The 21,530-nt window shown below is 73.5% G+C and carries 14 protein-coding genes; 8 read left to right on the forward strand and 6 right to left on the reverse strand.

Going from position 1 to position 21,530, the window contains the following annotated elements:
• The first annotated feature begins 3 nt into the window (after positions 1 to 3).
• From FE251_RS00370 to FE251_RS00405, 6 genes are all read left to right on the forward strand, one after another.
• The gene (locus FE251_RS00370) at positions 4 to 1,023 is read left to right on the forward strand and encodes a Gfo/Idh/MocA family protein (RefSeq protein ID WP_330998320.1); all 1,020 of its coding nucleotides are present in this window, start codon (positions 4 to 6) and stop codon (positions 1,021 to 1,023) included.
• A gap of 40 nt (positions 1,024 to 1,063) precedes the next feature.
• Positions 1,064 to 2,137, forward strand: a complete 1,074-nt coding sequence (locus tag FE251_RS00375) for a VIT1/CCC1 transporter family protein (RefSeq protein WP_139072606.1) — start codon at positions 1,064 to 1,066, stop codon at positions 2,135 to 2,137.
• Between the two features lie 135 nt (positions 2,138 to 2,272).
• Positions 2,273 to 6,409, forward strand: a complete 4,137-nt coding sequence (locus FE251_RS15615) for an Ig-like domain repeat protein (RefSeq protein WP_179954767.1) — start codon at positions 2,273 to 2,275, stop codon at positions 6,407 to 6,409.
• 331 nt (positions 6,410 to 6,740) lie between these two features.
• A complete protein-coding gene (eda, locus tag FE251_RS00395) occupies positions 6,741 to 7,364 on the forward strand; it encodes a bifunctional 4-hydroxy-2-oxoglutarate aldolase/2-dehydro-3-deoxy-phosphogluconate aldolase (RefSeq protein ID WP_139072607.1) in 624 nt (207 codons plus the stop codon).
• Positions 7,365 to 7,394: 30 nt separating this feature from the next.
• Positions 7,395 to 8,495, forward strand: a complete 1,101-nt coding sequence (locus FE251_RS00400) for a sugar kinase (protein WP_139072608.1) — start codon at positions 7,395 to 7,397, stop codon at positions 8,493 to 8,495.
• Positions 8,496 to 8,511: 16 nt separating this feature from the next.
• Complete coding sequence (locus FE251_RS00405) at positions 8,512 to 9,567, forward strand: LacI family DNA-binding transcriptional regulator (protein WP_139072609.1); 1,056 nt, start codon at positions 8,512 to 8,514, stop codon at positions 9,565 to 9,567.
• Here the strand turns inward: FE251_RS00405 and FE251_RS00410 are convergent.
• The 3 genes from FE251_RS00410 to FE251_RS00420 all read right to left on the reverse strand — a co-directional run bounded on the left by FE251_RS00410 (position 9,564) and on the right by FE251_RS00420 (position 15,220).
• A complete protein-coding gene (locus FE251_RS00410; protein WP_139947349.1) occupies positions 9,564 to 10,379 on the reverse strand; it encodes a hypothetical protein in 816 nt (271 codons plus the stop codon). The two genes, FE251_RS00405 and FE251_RS00410, sit on opposite strands and share 4 nt — an antisense overlap.
• Positions 10,376 to 13,828 (reverse strand): bifunctional lysylphosphatidylglycerol synthetase/lysine--tRNA ligase LysX, encoded by a 3,453-nt coding sequence (gene lysX / locus FE251_RS00415; protein WP_139947351.1) that lies wholly within the window; start codon positions 13,826 to 13,828, stop codon positions 10,376 to 10,378. The genes FE251_RS00410 and lysX overlap by 4 nt, the downstream gene beginning before the upstream one ends.
• A 111-nt stretch (positions 13,829 to 13,939) precedes the next feature.
• On the reverse strand, positions 13,940 to 15,220 hold the full coding sequence (locus FE251_RS00420) for an alpha/beta hydrolase (RefSeq protein ID WP_168202601.1): 1,281 nt from the start codon (positions 15,218 to 15,220) through the stop codon (positions 13,940 to 13,942).
• Positions 15,221 to 15,365: 145 nt separating this feature from the next.
• Between FE251_RS00420 and FE251_RS00425 the strand changes: the two genes are divergently transcribed.
• Positions 15,366 to 16,529, forward strand: coding sequence for a Gfo/Idh/MocA family protein (locus FE251_RS00425; protein WP_139072612.1), 1,164 nt, complete (start codon positions 15,366 to 15,368; stop codon positions 16,527 to 16,529).
• Positions 16,526 to 17,404 carry a sugar phosphate isomerase/epimerase family protein gene (locus FE251_RS00430; RefSeq protein WP_139947354.1) on the forward strand — a complete coding sequence of 293 codons (879 nt, stop codon included), beginning with the start codon at positions 16,526 to 16,528 and terminating at the stop codon, positions 17,402 to 17,404. Before FE251_RS00425 ends, FE251_RS00430 begins: the two co-directional genes overlap by 4 nt.
• 73 nt (positions 17,405 to 17,477) lie before the next feature.
• On the opposite strand, the gene FE251_RS00435 is transcribed toward FE251_RS00430, so the two are convergent.
• From FE251_RS00435 to FE251_RS00445, 3 genes are all read right to left on the reverse strand, one after another.
• A complete protein-coding gene (locus FE251_RS00435; RefSeq protein WP_139947356.1) occupies positions 17,478 to 18,437 on the reverse strand; it encodes a type IV toxin-antitoxin system AbiEi family antitoxin domain-containing protein in 960 nt (319 codons plus the stop codon).
• A 142-nt stretch (positions 18,438 to 18,579) separates the two neighbouring features.
• The gene (locus FE251_RS00440; RefSeq protein ID WP_179954768.1) at positions 18,580 to 20,646 is read right to left on the reverse strand and encodes an FAD-dependent oxidoreductase; all 2,067 of its coding nucleotides are present in this window, start codon (positions 20,644 to 20,646) and stop codon (positions 18,580 to 18,582) included.
• 19 nt (positions 20,647 to 20,665) lie between these two features.
• On the reverse strand, positions 20,666 to 21,439 hold the full coding sequence (locus FE251_RS00445) for a 3-ketoacyl-ACP reductase (RefSeq protein ID WP_139947358.1): 774 nt from the start codon (positions 21,437 to 21,439) through the stop codon (positions 20,666 to 20,668).
• Between the last annotated feature and the right edge of the window lie 91 nt (positions 21,440 to 21,530).

The raw sequence follows: 21,530 nt of genomic DNA on the forward strand, positions 1-21,530 counted from the left end.
GCGATCCGCACCGCCCTCGTCGGCTTCGGCCACGCAGGGCAGGTCTTCCACGGCCCGCTCCTCGCCGACGACGCGCGGTACCGGCTCGAGGTGATCGTCACCTCGGACGCCGGTCGCGCGGCCGCGGCGGCCCGCCTGCACCCGCAGGCGCGGGTGGTCCCCGACCTCGCGGCGGCGCTCGCGACCGGGCCGGACCTCGTCGTCGTCGCCTCGCCGCCGGCCACCCACGTGCCGGCGGCGACGGCGGCGCTCGCGGCGGGCTGCGCCGTCGTCCTCGACAAGCCGATGTGCCCCGACCCCGCCGAGGGGCGCGCGCTCGTCGAGCGGGCCGAGGCGCTCGGGCGTCCGCTCACGGTCTTCCACAACCGCCGGTGGGACAGCGAGCTGCTCACCCTGCAGCGGCTGCTCGCGGAGGGGGCGCTGGGGGAGGTGTGGCGCTTCGAGTCCCGGCTCGAGCGCTGGAAGACGGCCGAGACCAAGCCGTGGAAGGCCGCGGCGACGTGGCGTGAGGGAGGCGGGGTGCTCTTCGACCTCGGCTCCCACCTCATCGACCAGGCGCTCGTCCTCTTCGGGCCGGTCGACGAGGTGCACGCCGAGCTCTCGGCCCACCGCGGCGGCGCGGACGACGACGCCTTCGTCTCGCTGCGTCACCGCTCCGGGGTGCGCTCGCACCTGACGATGAGCACGACGGCGGCACTGACCGGGGACCGGATGCGCGTCCTCGGCTCGCGCGCCGCGTTCGTCAAGACGGCGCCGGACGTCCAGGAGGCCCAGCTGGCGGCCGGGCTCGCGCCGTCGGCGGCCGACTACGGGCAGGAGCCGCCGGCGCTGCTCGGCACGGGCGACGGCGCCGAGCCGGTGGCGTGCGAGCCGGGCCGCTACCCGCGGTTCTACGACCTGCTCGCGACGGCGCTCCTCGAGGGAGGGCCGCTGCCCGTCGACCCGCGCGAGGCGCTCGCCGTCGTCGAGCTCGTCGCCCGCATCCACCGAGTGAGGGTGCCCGAAACGTCCGTCGCCGGGTAGGCGTTCCTCGTTTCCCCATGTCGGGGAAGCCTGTTTGGCTATGGGGGTGAACGACCGCCCCGCGCCCACGCGCGCCCAGATCCGCCGGTGGCGCCGCTACCTCGCCGACGAGCGCGCCGAGGCAGCCGTCTACCGCGACCTCGCCAGCCGCCGGACCGGGGAGGAGCGGGCGATCCTGCTCGAGCTCGCCGAGGCCGAGGGGCGCCACGAGGAGCACTGGCGGACGCTGCTCGGGGAGCACGTCGGCTACCCCCGGCGCGGCGCGCTGCGCACCCGGGTGCTCGGCTGGCTCGCCCGCCGCTTCGGTGGCGTGTTCGTCCTCGCGCTCGCCCAGCGCGCCGAGGCGCGCTCCTCCTACGCCGCCGACGAGGACGCCACCTCGGCGATGGCGGCCGACGAGCAGATCCACGGCGAGGTCGTCCGCTCCCTCGCCACCCGCGGCCGCAGCCGCATGTCCGGCATGTTCCGCGCCGGGGTGTTCGGCGCGAACGACGGCCTCGTGTCCAACCTCGCGCTCGTCCTCGGCATCGGGGCGACCGGCGTCTCCGGCCAGACCGTGCTCTTCACCGGCATCGCCGGCCTGCTCGCCGGGGCGTTGTCGATGGGCGCCGGTGAGTACGTGTCCGTGCGCTCGCAGCGCGAGCTGCTCGAGGCCTCCCGGCCCGACCCGTCCACCGCGGAGGCGATCCCGCACCTCGACGTCGACGCCAACGAGCTCGCCCTCGTCTACCGCGCCCGCGGGATGAACGCCGAGGAGGCGCAGGCCCACGCGCGGGAGGTGCTCTCCGCACCGGCCCTGCGGCACGCGGAGCATCCGGAGTCGGAGTTCGAGGAGATCGGCACCGGCCTGTCGGCTGCCGTCTCCAGCTTCTTCTTCTTCGCCTCCGGTGCCCTGCTGCCCGTTCTGCCGTGGGTGTTCGGGCTCTCCGGGACGACGGCGGTGCTCGTCGCCGCCGCCGTGGTCGGGCTCGCGCTGCTGCTCACCGGCGCGGTGGTGGGCGTGCTGTCCGGCGCGCCCCCGCTCAGGCGGGCACTGCGCCAGCTGGCCATCGGCTACGGGGCCGCCGCGGTCACCTACGTCCTCGGGCTCGCCTTCGGGACGACGGTGGCCTGAGCCGCCATCACGCCCGTTTCGTCCTTCTTTCGCAGGAGAGCGCGCGCCCCGCTTTCGCAGGATGCTCCGCGCGCTGGCGCGGGACTAGCGTGGTTGGTTGCCAGAGAAAGCGCTTACCAACGAAGGAGCGTGACGATGACGTCGCAGCGGCAACCCATCAGGCGTAGGGCGGTGACGGCGGCGGCCACAGGCATCGCGATGTGCGCGACGCTGCTGACGGCCCCGGCCGGTGCACAGACCGAGGAGCCCGGGTTCACCGAACTCCTCGGCTTCGAGAGCTACACGACCGGGGCCCTCGACGGCCAGGACGGCTGGACGGCGACCGGCGCCGCCGCCGTCATCCTCGACCCGGTCAACCAGAACAACCGCGCCCTCGAGCTCAGCGGCCCGAACCAGCGCGCCCACCGGGCCGTGGCCGCCATCGAGGACGGCGAGACCGGCACGGTGTTCTTCCGCATCCGGCGCGACGGCAGCGTCGACACGTCCTTCGGAGTCACGGACAACGACAACCCCTCGGACTTCGCCCACAGTCGGGCCTACGTCAACAACCAGAACAACGACACCCTGCTCGTGCGTGACGGCGGCGCCTTCGCCACCGCCGGCACGTGGGCCGAGGACGTGTGGCAGTGCGTCTGGCTCGTCGCCGACAACGAGACCGACGAGGTCGCGGTCTACAGCCAGGGCGGCCCGTACGAGGAGCAGACCCGCCTGCCCGCGGGCGCCGAGGAGACCTTCGGCTTCCGTGCCGCCGTCGACGGCCCGCTCGACCGCTTCTTCTGGATCAACGGCTCCCCGAACACGGGCCGGATCATGCTCGACGACGTCGCCGTGGACACCAGCGGCGCCAACCTCGACATCCCCACCGGCAACGTCGCGGACTGCGAGACGGCCGACGTCGCCCCCGAGCCGCTGCTCAACCCGCTGCCCGACCCGGAGCTGTCGACCCTCGGCATCGAGGTCGAGGAGCTGGTCCAGCTGCCCGCGTCGCAGACGACCCCCGAGACGCAGGACCAGCGCCTGATCCGGCACAACCGCATCACCCACCTCGACGAGGTGCCCGACGGCTCCGGTCGGCTCGCCGTCCCGGACATGAACGACATCCTCTACATGGTCGACAAGGACTCCGGCGAGCACACCGCCTACCTCAACGTCCGTGACGCGTTCATCGACAACTTCCACAACCACGCCGGCCTCGGCACCGGGTTCGGTTTCGTCGAGTTCCACCCGGAGTTCGCCGAGAACGGCATCTTCTACACCGTCCACACGGAGTCGGGCACCGCGCTCACCGAGGACACCCCCGACTTCCCGGCGTTCGGCACCACCGGCTTCCACAGCGTCATCACGGAGTGGACCGCCACCGACCCCGCCGCGGAGACCTTCGAGGGCACGAGCCGCGAGATGATGCGCGTCCCCTTCGGTGGCCGCGTCCACACCGTCCAGCAGATCGCCTTCAACTGGACCGCCGAGCCGGGCGACGCCGACTACGGCAACCTCTACATCCTCGTCGGCGACGGTGGCAACGGCGTGGGCAACGACAACCCGCAGGACCTCGCGACGCCGCAGGGCAAGATCTTCCGCATCGACCCGATGGGCGACAACAGCGCGAACGGGGAGTACGGCATCCCCGCCGACAACCCCTTCCTCGACGAGGACGGCGCGCTGCCGGAGATCTACGCCGTGGGCATGCGCGACCCGCACCGCATCAGCTGGGACACCGAGACCGGGAAGATGTACCTCGGGCACATCGGTGAGTGGCAGGTCGAGTCGATCTACGAGGTCGAGCCCGGTGACAACTTCGGCTGGTCGGTCCGCGAGGGCCCGTTCCTCGCCGAGGGTCGCCAGATCTTCCCGCTGCCCGAGGACGACGCCGAGTACGGCTTCACCTACCCGGTCGCCGCGTACGACCACAACCGCGACCCCGGCCAGACCGGTGACGCCGGCGTCGCCGTCAACGGCGGCTACGTCTACCGCGGCGAGATCGAGGAGCTGCGCGGCAAGTACCTCTTCACCGACATCGTCCGCGGCTTCGTCCTGTCGACCGAGGCGGACGAGATGGTCCGCAACGACGGCGACCTCGAGGACCTCGCCACCATCTCCGAGCTGCGCGTGTTCCACGAGGGCGAGGAGACGACCTTCCAGGAGCTCGTCGGTGACCGCCGCGTCGACCTGCGCTTCGGGGCCGACGCCGACGGCGAGCTGTACCTCGTCTCCAAGGCCGACGGGAAGGTCTGGCGGATCACCGGCGCCGTCGAGCTGCCGCCGAACAACCTCGTCGCCCGCTACACCTTCGACAACCCCGTCGCGGGCAACCCCGCCTGGGAGGACGACCAGGGCTTCTCCGGTACCGACATCGAGCTCGTCAACGGCGGCGCGCTCCAGCGTGTGGCCGACGCCGCCTACCCCGGCGCCGGACGGGCGCTGCAGACCCAGCAGCTGAGCCCCGCCGTCCGCGGCAACAACGACTGGAAGGCCGGGGTCTACGACCCGGCGGGCGTCGACTCCCTCGAGGCCCTCGCCGGCGCCGAGGCGATCACCGTCATGGGCTGGTTCAAGCGCACCGGTGAGCTGCCCGCCCTCAACAGCGAGACGACCAACCCGGACGACCGCTTCAACGCCATCGGCCTCGCCGGTGTCCTGTCGGGCAACTCCGACGGCCACGGCGTGCGCGCCCTGCTCGAGGTCATCCAGGTGGGCGACGAGCTCAAGCTCGTCGCCCTCGGCCGCCGGCTCGACGACGGCAGCTCGTGGACCTTCGCGGCCGACAAGCCGTGGGACGAGATCCTCGCCCAGAACACCTGGGTCCACCTTGCCGCGAGCTTCGACTACGTGGGCGGTGAGATGAAGCTCTACATGAACGGTGAGGAGCTCGAGGGCGAGTACACCGCGGCGAACCCGTGGGGCTCGGGCCCGACCTCCGACACCGTGCCCACGGGCATCAAGATCGGCGGCAGCTTCCCGCAGAACACCGCGGAGCGGAACCCGTTCCACGGTCGCATGGACGACCTCATGTTCCTCGACATGGCGCCCACGGCCGAGCAGATGCGGAGCCTGTACGCGACGTACGGCGTCGAGCCGGTCGAGCCGCCGCCCTCGCCGTCGTGCGAGTTCGACGAGTCGATGACCGACCTCATGGCGGCGGAGAACTGGGCACCGCGCACCCCCGCCAAGTGGGACCTGCCCGGCGACCAGATCATCCTCAAGGAGGTCGGCGACAACCCGAACGACGGCATCCGCCGCCCGTTCGAGTACGCCGTCCTCGACGGTCACGAGTTCGAGTCGGTGCAGATCGACGCGAACGTCCGGCTCGACGCGCCGTCGTCGGTGAACAACCGCGACATCATCATCGTCTTCGGGTGGCAGTCCGACACCGAGTACTACTACGCGCACATCTCGCAGGACAACGCGATCTACGCGCACAACGGCATCTTCAAGGTGGACAACAAGGACCGGGAGCGCATCGACCACCAGTGGGACGGGTCGATCGGTGCACCTCCGGCCATCACCGACGAGGAGTGGCACGACGTGCGCGTGACCCACTGCGCCGGCACCGGGGAGATCGCCGTGTGGGTCGACGGGGACGACACCCCGCTCATGACCGCGACCGACACGACGTTCGACGGCGGCAGGATCGGGTTCGGCTCCTTCGACAACACCGGGCGCATGCGCGACCTCGTCGTCTCCGTCCCGGCCGCCGTCGAGGCCGCCCCGACGACGACGCGGCTCGACCTCCCGCGTCAGCTGTCCGTCTACGGGCGCGAGGCCACGGCCGAGGTGACCGTCGCGAGCGAGGGTGCCACGCCGTCGGGCACCGTGGAGATCCGGGCCGGGGGCGAGACGATCGCCTCCGGTGAGCTCGGGGCCGACGGCACGGCCTCCGTGCCGCTGCCGCGTGACCTGCCCGCCGGCTCGCACCGGCTCACCGCGGTCTTCGTGGGCGGCGACGCGTTCGAGCCCTCCGAGAGCCGGGCGGCGACCTACGTGGTCCTGCCCGCGCTCGCCCGGGTGGACATCGACGCCGAGTCGCGGGTGCCCGGGGGCAGCTCCCCGGAGATCACGGTCGACGTCACGGGCCGCGGCGAGGACCCGGTGCCCACCGGGAGCGTCACGGTGACGGCCGGCTTCCGGGTCGTCGGCACCGTGCCGCTCGACGAGGGCGGGACCGCCGAGATCCAGCTCCCGCCGGTCCGCGGCACGACGCTGGTCACCGCCGTCTACAGCGGCGACCACGGCTACCTCCCGGGTCTGGACGTCACGACGATCCGCACCCGCTGACCCGTCACAGGGAGGGCGGGCCGCAGCTCGAGCGGCCCGCCCTCCCTCCTTCCTTCCCCCGCCCCACCTCCCGCCGAGCGCCGGATCGCGCACGCCTCGGCAGTGCGTGATCCAGCCCTCGGCGGGAAGGGGGTGGGGGTTGCGGTGGGGGGCGTGCAGAATCCAGCGCTCGGCGCAGGAGTGTGGGCGGGGAGGGGACGGCCGAGCGGTCGAGACCTTCCTGCGGGAAGCGCTTTCTGTTAGTGTCCGGAACGGAAACACGAACGCGGCGCCCACCCGCCGCGACTCAGTGACGAGACACCGCGCACGGCGCGGGGACAGGGGTTCGGGGATGTCCGAGACGCTCGAGGCACTCGCAGCCGCGCGGCTGGTTCCGGTTGTCGTCCTCGACGACGCCGCACACGCCCGCCCGCTCGCGGGCGCCCTCGCCGAGGGCGGTCTGCCGGTCGCCGAGGTCACCTTCCGCACGGCGGCCGCCGCCGCGGCGATCGCGGAGATGGCGAAGGACGGCCGGGTGCTCGTCGGTGCCGGGACCGTCCTCACCCCGGCCCAGGTCGACGAGGCCGTCGACGCCGGCGCGCGCTACGTCGTCTCGCCCGGGTTCTCCCGCGCCGTCGTCGAGCGCTGTGCCGCGCGCGGCGTGCTCGCCCTGCCCGGCGCGGTCACCGCCACGGAGGTCCAGGCCGCCCTCGAGGCCGGCATCAGCACGGTGAAGTTCTTCCCCGCGGAGACCTCGGGCGGCGCCGCGGCGATCAAGGCGCTGTCCGCCCCGTTCGGCGGCGTGCGCTTCGTGCCCACCGGCGGCATCGGACCGGCCAACCTCGCCGAGTACCTCGCCCTGCCGGCCGTCACCGCCGTCGGCGGCAGCTGGATGGTCCCCCGGGACCTCATCGCCGCCGGCCGTTTCGACGACGTCGCGGCGATGGTCGCGGACGCCGTCGCCCTCACCCGCTGACCGCCCGTACCCCACCGCGAGGAGACCTTCGTGACCCTGCAGATCCGTGACGCCGCCGAGTGCCGGTACGACGTGCTGTCCCTCGGTGAGGTGATGCTGCGGCTCGACCCGGGGGAGGGCCGCATCCGCACCGCCCGCAGCTTCCGGGTGTGGGAGGGCGGCGGGGAGTACAACGTCGCCCGCGGCCTGCGCCGGGCGTTCGGGCTGCGCGCCGGGGTGGTCACGGCGCTCGCGGACAACGAGGTGGGCCGCCTGGTCGAGGACTTCATCCTCACCGGCGGCGTGGACACCTCCCTCATCCGGTGGGTGCCCTCCGACGGGATCGGCCGCTCGGTGCGCAACGGGCTGAACTTCACCGAGCGCGGCTTCGGCGTGCGCGGCGCGGTGGGGGTCTCGGACCGCGGTCACACGGCTGCCTCGCAGCTGCGCGCGGAGGACGTCGACTGGGACCACGTGTTCGGTGAGCTGGGCGTCCGCTGGCTGCACACCGGCGGGATCTTCGCGGCGCTGTCCGACACCTCGGCACAGGTCGTGCTCGCTGCGGTCCAGGCAGCCAAGAGGCACGGCACGGTCGTGTCCTACGACCTCAACTACCGGCCCTCGCTGTGGAAGGACATCGGCGGGCAGGCCAGGGCGCAGGAGGTCAACCGGGAGATCGCCCACCACATCGACGTGATGATCGGCAACGAGGAGGACTTCACCGCCTCCCTCGGCTTCGAGGTCGAGGGTGTGGACGAGAACCTCACCGACCTCGACGTCGCGAGCTTCCGGGCGATGATCGAGAACGTGCAGGCGGCCTACCCGAACTTCGAGGTCATCGGCACGACGATGCGCAGCGTGCACACCGCGACGGTCAACGACTGGGGCGCGATCGCCTGGTCCAAGGACGAGGGCTTCGCCCAGGCCACCCACCGCGAGCGGCTGGAGATCCTCGACCGGGTGGGCGGAGGGGACTCCTTCGCCTCCGGCCTGGTCTACGGCCTCATCACCGGCGAGCCGCTGGCCACCGCAGTAGAGTACGGCGCGGCCCACGGCGCCCTCGCGATGACGACCCCGGGAGACACCTCGATGGTCACCAAGGACGACGTCGTCAAGCTCGCCACCGGCGGCAGCGCACGAGTCCAGCGATAGCACGAAGGAGCCCGAGATGACACCGAGCCGGGGGGGCGCGGCCGGGCACGGCCGGGTAGCGACGCTCAGCGACGTCGCGCGCGAGGCCGGCGTCTCGCTGGCGACGGCGTCACGCGCCATCAACGGCAGCACCAACCGCTCCGTGCGCGAGGACCTGCGTGAGCGGGTCCTCGCCGCCGCGGCGCGGCTGGACTACTCCCCGAACGCCAACGCCCAGGCGATGGCGCGCGGGCGCACCGCGACGCTCGGTCTCATCGTCCACGACATCGCCGACCCGTTCTTCTCCACCATCGCGGCCGGTGTCACCGAGGCGGCCGACGCCGCCGGGCTGGCGGTCACGCTCGCCAACACCGAGCACGACCCGGAGCGCGAGCTGGGCTTCATCCAGACGCTGCAGAACCTGCGGGCCCGCTCGATCATCCTCGTCGGTGGTCGTCAGGACGACGACGAGGGCAACCGGCGGCTGCGGGACGCGCTGGCCGCCTACCAGGAGCGGGGTGGCAGCGCGGCGATGGTCGGCCAGCCGATCCTCGGGGTGAGCGCGGTCCACGTCGACAACCGCGGCGCCGCCGCGGAGCTGGCCCGGGCGCTGCACGGGCTGGGCTACCGGCGCTTCGCCGTCCTCGGCGGTCCGGCGAACCACCTCACGGCCCGTGAGCGGCGCGAGGGCTTCTGCGAGGCGCTCGCCGAGCTCGGCTCCCCCGTGCCGGACGAGGCTGTGGTGCCGTGCGCCTTCGTCCGCGACGGCGGGTACGACGGGATGAAAGAGCTGCTCGCGCGCGGGCTCGACGTCGAGGTGGTCTTCGCCGTCAACGACGTCATGGCCCTCGGCGCGATGACCGCGGCCCGGGACGCCGGGCTCGACCTGCCCCGCGACCTCGCCTTCGCCGGGTTCGACGACATCACCGCGCTGCGCGACGTCACCCCGACGCTCACGACGGTCGCGATCGACATGGTCGACATCGGTCGGCAGGCCACGGCGCTCGCCCTGGGCGAGGGCGGGGGCGAACCGCAGGTCGTCATCGCCTCGGGCGACGTCGTCCTGCGCGAGTCCACCCCCGGCCCGCGCTAGGCCGCCGCGCCGGCGTCCTCGGCCTGTCGGTTCGCCGGGCTCGTCGCGAGCACCCAGCACGCGGTGAGGGCGGCGAGGACTGCGAGCACCGCCCAGGGCGCCCAGCCCGCGCGCACCGAGTCACCGAGCACGACCACGCCGACGACCCCGGGCACGACCACCTCGGTCACCGAGAGCACCGCCGAGACGGTGCCCGCCCCGCCTCGCTCCAGGGCCCGCAGCGAGGCCAGTGCGCCGCACGCCCCGCACACGACGACGGCGATCGACAGCGGCTGCAGGACGGTGTCGGCCAGGCCGTCCGCGGCGTGCAGACCGCGCGCGGCGATCGCCGCCCCGGAGTACCCCAGTCCGCCGAGCAGCGCGAGCACGAGCGCGCCGCCACGCCGGTAGAGCCCGGCCGTGAGCGCGGCGAGCACGACGGAGCCCACGAGCAGCGCCGGGGTGAAGCCGTCCGGCGGGGTCACCGCGGGCTGCTCGCCCGAGGCGCGCGCGAGGACGACGAGCGCGCCGACGACGACGGCGATCGCCACGCCGTCGACGACCCGGAACCGGGTGCGCAGGACGAACCGCGCGAGGACGACGACGACGACCACCGAGGACGCCTGGACGGCCTGGACGACGAACAGCGGCAGCCGGTCCAGGGCGACGAGCGAGAGCAGCCAGCCGACGCCGTCGAGCAGGAGGGCGGCGACGACGAGCGGCTGGGTCACCGTGGACAGGCCGTGGCTGCGCCGGGTGGCGACCGCCTCCATGATCGTCGTCGTGCCGTAGATGACCGCGGTCGCCGTGACCGCGAGGAGGGCGAGCGTCATCCCCGGTGCCCGGGGGCGCCCCGGGGGCGCAGGAACGGGAAGGCGAGCGTCTCCCGGATGGAGGCCCCGACGAGGGTCATGACGACCCGGTCGACGCCGATGCCCAGGCCGCCGGTCGGCGGCATCGCGAACTCCAGCGCCGCGAGGAAGTCCTCGTCGATCTCCATCGCCTCCGGGTCGCCCGCGGCGGCGAGGATCGACTGCTCGGTGAGGCGCGCCCGCTGCTCGACGGGGTCGACGAGCTCGGAGTAGGCGGTGCCGAGCTCGGCACCGAACGCGACGAGGTCCCACCGTTCTGCCAGCCGCGGGTCGCGCCGGTGCTGCCGGGTGAGCGGGGAGGTCTCCACCGGGAAGTCGAGGTAGAACGTCGGCTCGACGGTCCGCCCCTCGACGAACCGGTCGTACAGCTCGCCGACGAGGGCCCCGTGCGACTCCTCGACGTCCCACGCGACGCCGTGCTGCTCGCAGACCCGCCGCAGGTCCGCCAGCGGCAGGTCGGGCGTGACCTCGGTGCCGACGGCGCGGGAGACCGCCTCGTGCACCCCGATGCTCGGCCACTCGCCGTCGAGGCGGACCACCGTCCCGTCGGGGCGGCGGGCGACCGGCTCGCCGTGCACGGCGACGGCCGCGGCGACGATGAGCTCACGCGTGAGGTCACGCATCGTGAGGTAGTCGCCGAACGCCGCGTAGGCCTCGACCGAGGTGAACTCGGGGTTGTGGGTGGCGTCGACGCCCTCGTTGCGGAAGTTGCGGCCGAGCTCGAACACCCGCCCGACGCCGCCGACCATGAGCCGCTTGAGGTAGAGCTCGGGGGCGATCCGCAGGTAGAGGTCCATGTCGTAGGCGTTGATGTGCGTGCGGAACGGGCGGGCGTTGGCGCCTCCGTGGATGCGCTGGAGGATCGGCGTCTCGACCTCGAGGAACCCCTGGTCGGTGAGCGTGCGGCGGATCGACCAGACGGCAGCCGAGCGAGCGCGCAGGACGTGCTCGGCGCGGTCGTGGAGCGCGAGGTCCATGTGGCGCAGCCGCAGACGGGTCTCCGGGTCGACGAGCCCGCGGCGCTTGTCCGGCGGCGGGGTGAGCGCCTTGGCGGCCATCCGCCACGAGGAGACGAGGACGCTCGGCTCACCGCTGCGGCTGCGCCCGAGGCGGCCCGTCACGCCCACCTGGTCACCGAGGTCCACGGCGCGGCGCCACAGCGCGAGGTCGGCGCCGCCGTCGGCGGTGAGCACGGCCTGGACCTCGTCGGTGCCCTCGCGCAGCACGGCGAACACGACCCCGCCGAGGTCGCGCAGGCGCACGAGACGACCCACGGCCGAGATCTCGTCCGCAGCGCCGTCGGGCACCTCGGCGGCGAGCAGCGCCCGCACCTCACCGATGCTGTGGGTGCGGGGGACCGCGACGGGGTAGGGGTCCATGCCCGCCCCGCGCAGGACGTCGAGCTTGGCGTGCCGGACGCGTTGCTGCTCGGTGAGGCGCCGGGGCGGGGCGGTGACGGCGAGCAGCTCCTCCTCCTGCGCGAGCACCCGGGCGACGAAGTCGGGGGTGTGCCGTTCCGGGTCGGGCTCGTCGCGGTCCTGCGCCCCGGTGAGCCAGGCCGGCGTGCGCGGGAGGAAGCCCTCGGCCTGCCCGAGCGCGAGGACGACGCGGGTGAGCTGACCGCCGGCCTCGAAGCACAGGAGGCGGGGGTACCAGTCGGGCAGGTACTTCTCGTTGGACCGGTAGAGCTGCTCCAGCTGCCAGAAGCGCGAGGCGAGCAGGAGCACGCGGCGGTTGAACCGCTGCGCCGGGGTGGCACCGATCCGCTCGCCCAGCTCGAACGTCTCGCGGAACATCGCGAAGTTCATCGAGATCCGGTCGATGCCCAGGTCCCGGGACGCCGCCGCCAGCCCGGACACCATCGCCTCGGTGACCCCGCCGACGGCGTCCGGGGAGCGGCGCATGACGTCGAGCGAGAGTCCCCGGCGACCCCACGGGACGAAGGAGAGGATCCCCCGGGGCGCGCCGTCGGCGTCGTGGGCCGAGACGATGACCAGGCGCGGGTCGACCGGGTCGCCGAGGCGTTCGAGCGCCATCGAGTAGCCGCGCTCCTCCCCGTGGCGCCACTGGTCGGCGGCGTCGACGAGCTCGGCCAGCTCGGCCGGCGGGACGGTGCTCTGCCGGCGCACCCGGATCTCGTAGCCGGCCGCGCGGACCCGCTCGACGCTGCGTCGCACGGGGTGCATGGCAGGGTCGGTGAGGTCGAACCGGTGGGTGTCGATGACGGCCTCGTCCCCCATGAGCAGCGGGTGGAGGCCGGCGTCGCGGTAGGCGGCGGCGCCCTTCCGGCTCGTGGAGGTGACGGCGGGGATGAGCCCGTGGGCGCGCGTGTCGGCCAGCCACCGGCCGATCGCGTCGGGCCACGCGTGCGGGTCTCCGACCGGGTCGCCGGCCGCCAGGCTCACCCCGGAGACGACGCGGTAGGAGACGGCCGCCTGCCCGTTGGACGCGAGGACCGCCGACCGGTCGTCGCGGGTCGCGAAGTATCCGAGGGAGTCGCCCTCGCCGTGCTCGAGGAGCAGTCGCCGCACGGCGAGCTCGTCCTCCGCGCGGCGTGCCGGGTCGCCCGCCGAGGCCCGCATGAACAGGGTGATGCCGAGCAGCAGCGCGGCGGCCGAGATGAGGCTCACGACGGCGCCGACCCACGTGGGCGCGTCGCTCTCCGCGCCACCGGGGTGGATGCCCAGGGCGTGGGAGCCGCTCCACTGCAGCTCGGTGCTCAGCCCGTCGAGGGAGTTCGGGACCGTCCGCAGGAGGAGCATCCCGACGACCGTCGCGAGCACGACCCCGGTGGCGGTCACCAGCGCCGCCTGCCACCACGCCCCCGACCGGAGCCGGGCCGGGAACGCGGGACGGGCCACGACGAGGAGGGGGATGAGCACCGCCGCGACCACCGCCCCGACGACGTCGGCGGGTCCGACGTCGAGCGTGCGCACCGGCGGCTCCCCGGTGAGGGCGCCCACGGCGGCGAGCAGGCCGATGACGAGGCTCGGCACCTGCCAGACGAGGACGACGAACCACAGGGCCGCCCGCAGTCGCCGCAGGAGGCCGGAGGCCACCACGATGACGAGGACGACCGAGAAGAAGCCGGGCTGGCTCGGCACGTTGAGCACCGACAGCCACCCGCTCAGCGTGTGGACGGCGTCGGGCGCGACGAGCTGGAGGACCAGCCCGACGACGAGCCAGACCGCGTACGCCTGGACCACCCGCCCGGTCACGCGGGCGACGCCGTCCGCCCACGCCGGTCCGCGCACGACCCGCTCCGCCCACGCCCGGGCGCGCCGGGCGCCGTTCGCCTGCGTCCGTCCGGGCGCTCGCCGCGCCGGGGTGGGCGCCGGTGACGGGTGGTCCTCACCCGGCGGGCCGGACGACGCGGCCCGTCGTGGGTGTTCGGCAGACGTACGCGTCATGGGTCTCCCAGGTTCCCGCCCGCACGCCCGGTGACGAGGCTGCGTGCAACCGCCGCGCCGTCACGCGGGTGCCGTCAATATGCCTGCGCGGGCCCACCCGTGCAATCCGGGTCAGTCGTCGCGGGCCATCCGCTGCTCGAAGAACTCCACGGCGTGGGGCAGGGCGACCAGCGCCATCGTCCACGTGTGTCCCAGACCCGGCTCGGTCCGCAGCGCGACCTCGACCCCCCGCGCCCGCAGGAGGGCCGCGAGCTTGCGGGCCGTGGCACCCTCCTCGGCCTCGGCCACGAGCTCCCCGTAGTCGAGGAACACCCCGAGCGGGTGGGGCAGGTCGATGGTGGGGAGGTAGACGCCGGGGGAGTGCGCGTCCACCTCCTCCTGGGTGGCCAGCTGGTGGCTGCCGCCCTCGCCGGGGTGGTCGTAGGGGAGGATCGCGAGGATCGTCCCGTAGAGCTCGGGGTGCCGCAGCCCCTGGTCCAGCGCCCCGAACGCGCCCGAGGACATCCCGCCGATCGCCCGGTAGCGCCAGTGGGAGGCGACCGGGTAGTGGGTGTCGACCCACGGCACGACGACGTTGGTCAGGTAGGTCTCCACCTGGGAGCCGCCCGTCGTCGAGTCGAGGCAGGAGGACTCGGTGGTGCCGACGGCGTTGGTGTCGGGCGTGACGACGACCATCGGGCGCACCACCCCGGAGGTGATGAGGGAGTCCAGGACGCCGGGCAGCCCGGAGGCCATCCAGTCCACGGCCGAGCCGGGGGACCCGTGGAGCAGGTAGAGCGTGGGGTAGAGCGTGTGGCCCGAGGGGTCGTAGTCCGGCGGGGTGTAGACCCAGGCGGTGTCCGAGGGGATGCGCAGCTCGGGCGGCGCGGGGATGCGGACGGCCCCGGCCGAGCCGCGGCCCTGCGGGGGTGTCGTCGAGACGCTCGCGAGGCCGGCGCCCGCGCGGCGGCTCGCCGGCTCGGTGGGCTGCGGCACCACCGAGCGCGCGCTCCCCAGGCGCAGCCGCAGGCGCAGGCCCTCGACGTCGGGCACGAAGCCCACCCGGGCGTTGACCGCGACGCTGATCGCGCCGAGCAGAGCCGCGGCCCCGGCGCCGCCGACGAGGAGCCGACGGCGCAGGCTCCAGCGGCGACGTCGGCGGTGGGCGGGGTGGTCGTGCGGGCGGTGGTGACGGCGGCGCCAGGCGGCGAGGATCGCGGCGAGGGCGGACACCGCGAGCCCGGCGACGGTCCACCACGAGGAGAGGGCGTCGCGGTGGACGCGGTGGTCGTCCGCTGCCCGGTGCCGGCCGTGCTCGCGCGCGCGGTGCTGCCCCTGGTCCGCGCCCTGCTCTGCGGCCGTCGTCGTCGCGTCCACCCCGGCTCCTCGGATCGCCTCGGCTCCTGCTCCCATGATGTCCTGACCGCGTCGCGCGCGCCCGGGTGCGGGGGAGGCGAGTGCCCGTGATCCCTTGACACCGATGTCGGCGCTCACTAGGTTGGAAAGCGCATTCCCCCAGGTTACCTGCACGGGATCACCTCGTCTCATTGGAGAGCACATGACCACGCGCACGCTGCGGATCGCGATGAACGGCATCACCGGACGGATGGGCTACCGCCAGCACCTCCTCCGATCGATCCTCCCGATCCGCGACGCCGGCGGCGTCGAGCTCGAGGACGGCACGCGCGTACAGGTCGAGCCGATCCTCGTCGGGCGCCGGGAGAACGCCGTCCGGGAGATCGCCGAGCGCCACGGCGTGGAGCACTGGACCACCGACGTCGAGTCCGTCATGGCCGACCCGAGCATCGACATCTACTTCGACGCCCAGCTCACCTCCCTGCGCAAGGCCACCCTCACCGCCGCCATGAAGGCCGGCAAGCACGTCTACACCGAGAAGCCCACCGCCGAGACGCTGGAGGAGGCCGTCGAGCTCGCCCGACTCGGCGAGGAGACCGGGGTGACCGCCGGCGTCGTCCACGACAAGCTCTACCTGCCCGGCCTGGTCAAGCTCCGCCGCCTCGTCGACCAGGGCTTCTTCGGACGCATCCTGTCCCTGCGCGGCGAGTTCGGCTACTGGGTCTTCGAGGGCGACGTCCAGCCCGCGCAGCGCCCGAGCTGGAACTACCGCAAGGAGGACGGCGGCGGCATGGTCGTCGACATGTTCTGCCACTGGAACTACGTCCTCGAGGGCATTCTCGGCACCGTCGACGCCGTCACCGCCCGGGCCGTCACCCACATCCCCACCCGCTGGGACGAGCAGGGCCGGGAGTACACCGCCACCGCCGACGACGCCGCCTACGGCATCTTCGAGGTCACGACCCCGGAGGGTCACCCCGTCATCGCCCAGATCAACTCCTCGTGGGCGGTGCGCGTCCACCGCGACGAGCTCGTGGAGTTCCAGGTCGACGGCACGCACGGCTCCGCTGTCGCCGGCCTGCGCAGCTGCGTGGCACAGGAGCGCGCGCACACCCCCAAGCCGGTGTGGAACCCCGACCTGCCGGTCACCGAGCCCTTCCGCGAGCAGTGGCTCGACGTGCCCGCCAACGCCGACCTCGACAACGGCTTCAAGCTGCAGTGGGAGGAGTTCCTCCGCGACGTCGTCGCCGGCCGCCCGCACCGCTACGGGCTGCTGTCCGCCGCGCGCGGCGTGCAGCTCGCCGAGCTCGGCCTGCGCTCCTCCGCCGAGGGGCGCCGCCTGGAGATCCCGGAGATCACCCTGTGAGTGCCGACCTCTCGCGGCTGTCCCTCAACACGGCGACGACGAAGGCGCTCACCCTCGAGGAGGCGGTCGAGGTCGCCGCGCGCGCCGGGCTCGGCGCCGTCGGGCTGTGGCGCGACCGCGTCGCCGAGGCCGGGCTGGAGCGCGCCGCCGCCGTGGTCCGTGAGGCCGGCCTGCGGGTCTCCTCGCTGTGCCGCGGCGGCTTCCTCACCGCCGTCGACGCCGAGGGGCAGCGGGCGGCGCTGGAGGACAACCGCGCCGCGATCGTCGAGGCCGCGACGCTGGGGACGCGCGAGCTCGTCATGGTCGTCGGCGGGCTGCCTGCGTGCCCCTCACCCGGGACCGCCGCGCTGCCGGACGGTGACCGCGACCTCGTCGCGACGCGGCAGCGGGTGGCCGACCGCATCGCCGAGCTCGTGCCCTTCGCCGAGGAGCACGACGTGCGACTCGTGCTCGAGCCGATGAACCCGATCTTCGCCGCGGACCGCGGGGTGCTCTCGACCCTCGAGCAGTCCCTCGACCTCGCGGCGGACTTCGCGCCGCAGACCGTCGGGGTGGTCGTCGACACCTACCACGTGTGGTGGGACCCGAAGCTGGAGGCGCAGATCGCCCGGGCCGGGGCCGAGGGGCGACTGGCGGGCTACCAGGTGTGCGACTGGGTGCTGCCGCTCGCCGACGACTCCCTGCTCTCCCGCGGCTACATGGGCGACGGCTACGTCGACTTCCGGGCGATCACCCGGTGGGTGGCCGAGGCCGGCTACACCGGCGACGTCGAGGTGGAGATCTTCAACCAGGCCGTCTGGGACACCCCCGGCGACGACGTCGTCGCGACGATGGCCGACCGCTACCGGCGCCTGGTCCTGCCCCACCTCTCGTAGTGACCGGTCGCCCGGCTGCCCGACGCGCGCTCAGGTGTGGACTTCTGGACCTCACAGGTCCAGGACTCCACACCTAAGCGCCGGCGAGTGTGCACGCAGGGCCGCACCTCGTCGGGGTGCCTGCCCAGCCGCCCCGCCGCAGGGCCTGCGCCACCTGCGCCGCGACCGCGCACGGGGCGGCGGCGACGTGGCTCCAGCGGTAGCGCAGGGTGAGCTCGCTGCTCCGCAGCAGGGCGGCGTTGTCACGCCAGGTGTCCCGGTCGGTCCGCCCGCCGGGGTGCGCCAGGCGGCCGTCGAGCTCCACCCGGACCCCCAGCCCTCGGTAGCGGCAGTCGGCCCGGACCCAACGGCCGTCGAGCCGCTCGCGCACCTGCAGGTCGGCGGCCGGGAGCCCGTGGGCGCGCCCGACGTCCCGCCGGTACCGCAGCTCCAGAGGTGACTCCACACCCTCGGCCACCTCACCGAGCACCTCGAGCACGAGGCGCCGGCCACGGACCCGGTCCCGGCGCTCGAGGGCGAGCAGGAGGGCGGCCGGGTGCACCACGCGCCGCGTCGCCCTCGTGAGGATCCCGACGACGTCGTCGTCCGTCGCCGCGCGGGCGACGAGGTCGATCGCGGTGTCGTCGGGGCGGACGGCGGCGACCAGGCCGTGGAAGACGCCCGGCATCGGGCGCCTGCGGTGCACCCGCAGACCCGCGTGCGCCACCACGGTGCGCCGCGCCGGCACGCTGACCTCGACCGGCTGCCCCACGCGCTGCTCGCGGGTGGCGGGGGACTCGAACCACCAGTCGGCTGCGGTTGAGTGCGAGAGGGCGGCGCCGGGCCCGGCGTGGGCGAGGGCGGCGGACACCCGGGTGAGCCAGCCGAGCTGCCCGGAGTGGATGACGTACACGCCCGGGTAGGCCCGCTGCCACGCGCCTGTGGACACGCGGTGCCGCAGCTCGCGGTCAGTCGCCCCGGCGGCCAGCGCCTCGGGTCGCGTGAGCACCTGGTGCCGCCGCGCGGCGAGCGCCTCGATCCGCTGACGGTCCATGCCCGACGGTGGCCCGGCCGGCCCACCCGCCGCCACCGACATCCCGCACCCTGTGGACCGCCCTCGCGCGGCGCTTCGGTGTGGACTTTCGGACCTCACAGGTCCACAGGTCCACACCGAAGGACCCGGCACGGCGCAACGGTCAGTGGATGTTCTGGTGCTCCCGGTACTCGCGCCAGACGTTCTCGAAGAAGTCGTCGGCCTCCGGGATCGGGCGGCGGGGGCGCCAGGTGATGCCGACGTCGCCCGCCTCGCTGGCCGAGGACGGGTCGGCCGCGCGGTGCGGCGTCCATGCGACCTCCTGGACCTCGTCGTCGAGCGCGCCGCCGTCGAGGGTGAAGCGGAACAGCTCGGGCAGGTCGAGCTCGCGCTCGGCGTCCGGGCCGTAGCCCACGAGCGGCAGGGAGCCGGCGGGGTCGGTGTAGAGCACCGAGCCGCGCGAGCGGCCGCCGTGGTCGACGTAGTCGGCCATCGCCGTGAGGTACACCTGCGCCGTCGTGAGGATGTCGCGCACGAGGAACGCCCGGTTGACGGCCCGGCGCGACCCGGCGTCGGCGACGACGAGGTCGCGGTAGCTGCCCAGCCACTCCTCGACCTGCTCCAGCGCCTCGGCGATCGACTGCCGCGAGCGGACCGGGCCGGCCTTGGCGCTCATGAGCTCCCCGACCTCGCGCAGGAGGTCACCGGTGTTGTCCTCCACGCCGGACGCCGCGCGCGCGGTGGCCCGCTCCACGAGCTCGACGGCGTCGCGCAGGGCGGGCTCCGCGGCGGCCACGAACTGCGCCTCCGGGAGTGGCTCGTCGCCGCGGCGCGCGGCGATGAACTGCGCCGCGCGGGTCGCCCCGACCTGGCCGCTGTTGAGCGCCGCACCGCCGGGGCGGTAGACGCCGTGGGCGCCGCCCGCCTCGCCGACGGGGAAGAACCCCGGGAGGTCGGACTGCCACCACGCGTCCACGAGCAGCCCGCCGTTGTTGTGCTGCGCGCACACGTCCACCTCGAGCATCTCCTGCTCGAGGTCCACGTACGGGTTCTTGTTCAGGTAGAACTCGTAGGCGGGCAGGTTCATGTGCTTGAGCCGCTCGATCGGCGTCCCGAACAGCACGCCCGCCTTCTCCAGGTACTCGTGGGCCTCCGGGTCCAGCGCCGTGGGGTCGAAGTCCGCGCGCACCGGGTTGCTCCGGAAGTCGAGGAAGACCCGGCGGCCGCGCAGGACGGTCTCGCGGTAGACGAGCAGGTCGATGAGCGAGGACCCGTCGCGTGCCTTGCGGACGTCGAAGGGCCACTGGTAGCCCTTGAGGAAGACGAGCGACATGAGCCGGCCGTAGTCGGGGATGGCCTCGGTGAGGAACTCGCGCTCGTCACCGCCGTCCTGGTCGGTGGACACGAACCGGGGGATGACCTGCATGTACGTGCCCGAGACGTTCCACCGCGGCTTGGTCGAGGCGAGCCCGAACTGCCACTCGGTGACGTTCTTGCCGCCGACCCCCGCCCGGTACGCGGCGCCCGAGGCGCCCCACTGCCCGTTGGGGAAGACCCGGGTGGCGTAGAGGCCCGCGGGTCCGCCGGTCGCGTAGACGACGTTGGTGCACCGCACGAGCAGGTAGGGGCTGCGCTCGCCGTCGTGGGGGACGTCGGTGCGCAGCAGGAGCATCCCGGCGACCTGGCCCTCGTGGGTGAGGACGTCGACGACGCGGCACTCGGGGAAGATCCGCGTGCCGTTGGCGTTGACCTTCTTCTCCAGCCGCTCGACCATCGACCGCGAGGTGTAGGGGCCGACGGAGGTCGCGCGCTGGCGCGGGTCGTGGTCGGTCTTGTAGCCGATGAACTCCCCGTAGCGGTTCTGCGGGAACGGCACGCCGAGGTCGGCGAGGTGGAGGAACGCGCGCGCCGAGAGGGCCGCCTCGGCCAGGGCGTTGTCGCCGTCCATCGCGCCGCCGGAGTACAGCGTCTGCGCCATCTCGCGCACGGAGTCGCCGCTGTCCCCGGACAGGGTGAGCTTGTAGTACGTCTGCTTGTCCGACCCGGCGTTGCGGCTCGCGCCGGCGCCGATCTTGTCGGTGACCATGACGACGTCGTCCTGGCCGAACTCGACCAGCCGCTCGGCGGCGCAGTAGCCGGCGGACCCGGTGCCGACGACGACGGTGTTCGCGGTGACGACGGGGACCTCGCGGCCGCCGATGCGCAGGTTCTGGGGCTCGTGGGAAGTCACGGCAGGGGCCTCGTTCGTCTCAGAGGGTGGGGATGTGCATGCCGCCGTCGACGTTGACGACGTCGCCGGTGGAGTAGGGCATCTGGCCGGCGACGAGCTGGGCGACGGCGCCCGCGACGTCCGAGGGGCGGCCCCAGCGGGGGATGGGCGCGCCACCGGCGGCGAAGAACGCGTCGTACTTCTCCGTGACGCCGGCGGTCATGTCCGTGGCGATGATCCCGGGGCGGATCTCGTAGACGACGATGCCCTCGGGTGCGAGGCGTGCTGCCCACAGCTGGGTGGACATCGCCATGCCGGCCTTGGAGAGGCAGTACTCCCCGCGGTTGGTCGAGACGGTGACGGCGGAGGTCGAGGAGACGTTGACGATCGTGCCCACCGGCTCGTCGGGCAGTCCCGTGAGCTCGCCGCGGCGCTCGACCATGGTCCGCGCGACGAGCTGGGTGAGGAAGTAGGGTCCGCGGAGGTTGATGTCCATGACGCGGTCGTAGCTCTCGGGGGTGGCGACGAGGATGTCGTCCCGGACCGAGGGTGCGACGCCGGCGTTGTTGACGAGGACGTCGATGCGGCCCCACTGCGCGAGGGTGGCCGCGACGTAGCGCTCGTGGTCGGCGAGGTCCGCGACGGAGCCACGGACGTAGATCGCCTCGCCGCGCTCGCGCAGCTGCGTCATGAGCTCGGCCGGCTCCTCGCGGGTGGCGAGGATCGCGACCGCGAAGCCCTCGTCGAGCAGGCGGGTGGTGATCCCCAGCCCGATGCCCCGGTTCCCACCGGTCACCATCGCTACCTTCGGCAACGTTCGTCCTCTCCGTCGAGTGCTCGAGCGGCAGGCGCCGCCGAGCCATCATGGCCCAGACGACCATGGAAGGCAAGCGCTTTCCCATCAC

Origin of the sequence: Georgenia wutianyii (genome assembly GCF_006349365.1) — a bacterium.
Classification (GTDB): domain Bacteria; phylum Actinomycetota; class Actinomycetes; order Actinomycetales; family Actinomycetaceae; genus Oceanitalea; species Oceanitalea wutianyii.

Excerpts from the sequence above, each read along its gene's own strand:
- lysX (WP_139947351.1), bottom strand. The coding sequence starts at position 13,828 with ATGACGCGTACGTCTGCCGAACACCCACGACGGGCCGCGTCGTCCGGC.
- FE251_RS00420 (WP_168202601.1), bottom strand. The coding sequence starts at position 15,220 with ATGGGAGCAGGAGCCGAGGCGATCCGAGGAGCCGGGGTGGACGCGACG.
- FE251_RS00435 (WP_139947356.1), bottom strand. The coding sequence starts at position 18,437 with ATGGACCGTCAGCGGATCGAGGCGCTCGCCGCGCGGCGGCACCAGGTG.
- eda (WP_139072607.1), top strand. The coding sequence starts at position 6,741 with ATGTCCGAGACGCTCGAGGCACTCGCAGCCGCGCGGCTGGTTCCGGTT.
- FE251_RS00425 (WP_139072612.1), top strand. The coding sequence starts at position 15,366 with ATGACCACGCGCACGCTGCGGATCGCGATGAACGGCATCACCGGACGG.
- FE251_RS15615 (WP_179954767.1), top strand. The coding sequence starts at position 2,273 with ATGACGTCGCAGCGGCAACCCATCAGGCGTAGGGCGGTGACGGCGGCG.
- FE251_RS00410 (WP_139947349.1), bottom strand. The coding sequence starts at position 10,379 with ATGACGCTCGCCCTCCTCGCGGTCACGGCGACCGCGGTCATCTACGGC.
- FE251_RS00405 (WP_139072609.1), top strand. The coding sequence starts at position 8,512 with ATGACACCGAGCCGGGGGGGCGCGGCCGGGCACGGCCGGGTAGCGACG.
- FE251_RS00375 (WP_139072606.1), top strand. The coding sequence starts at position 1,064 with ATGGGGGTGAACGACCGCCCCGCGCCCACGCGCGCCCAGATCCGCCGG.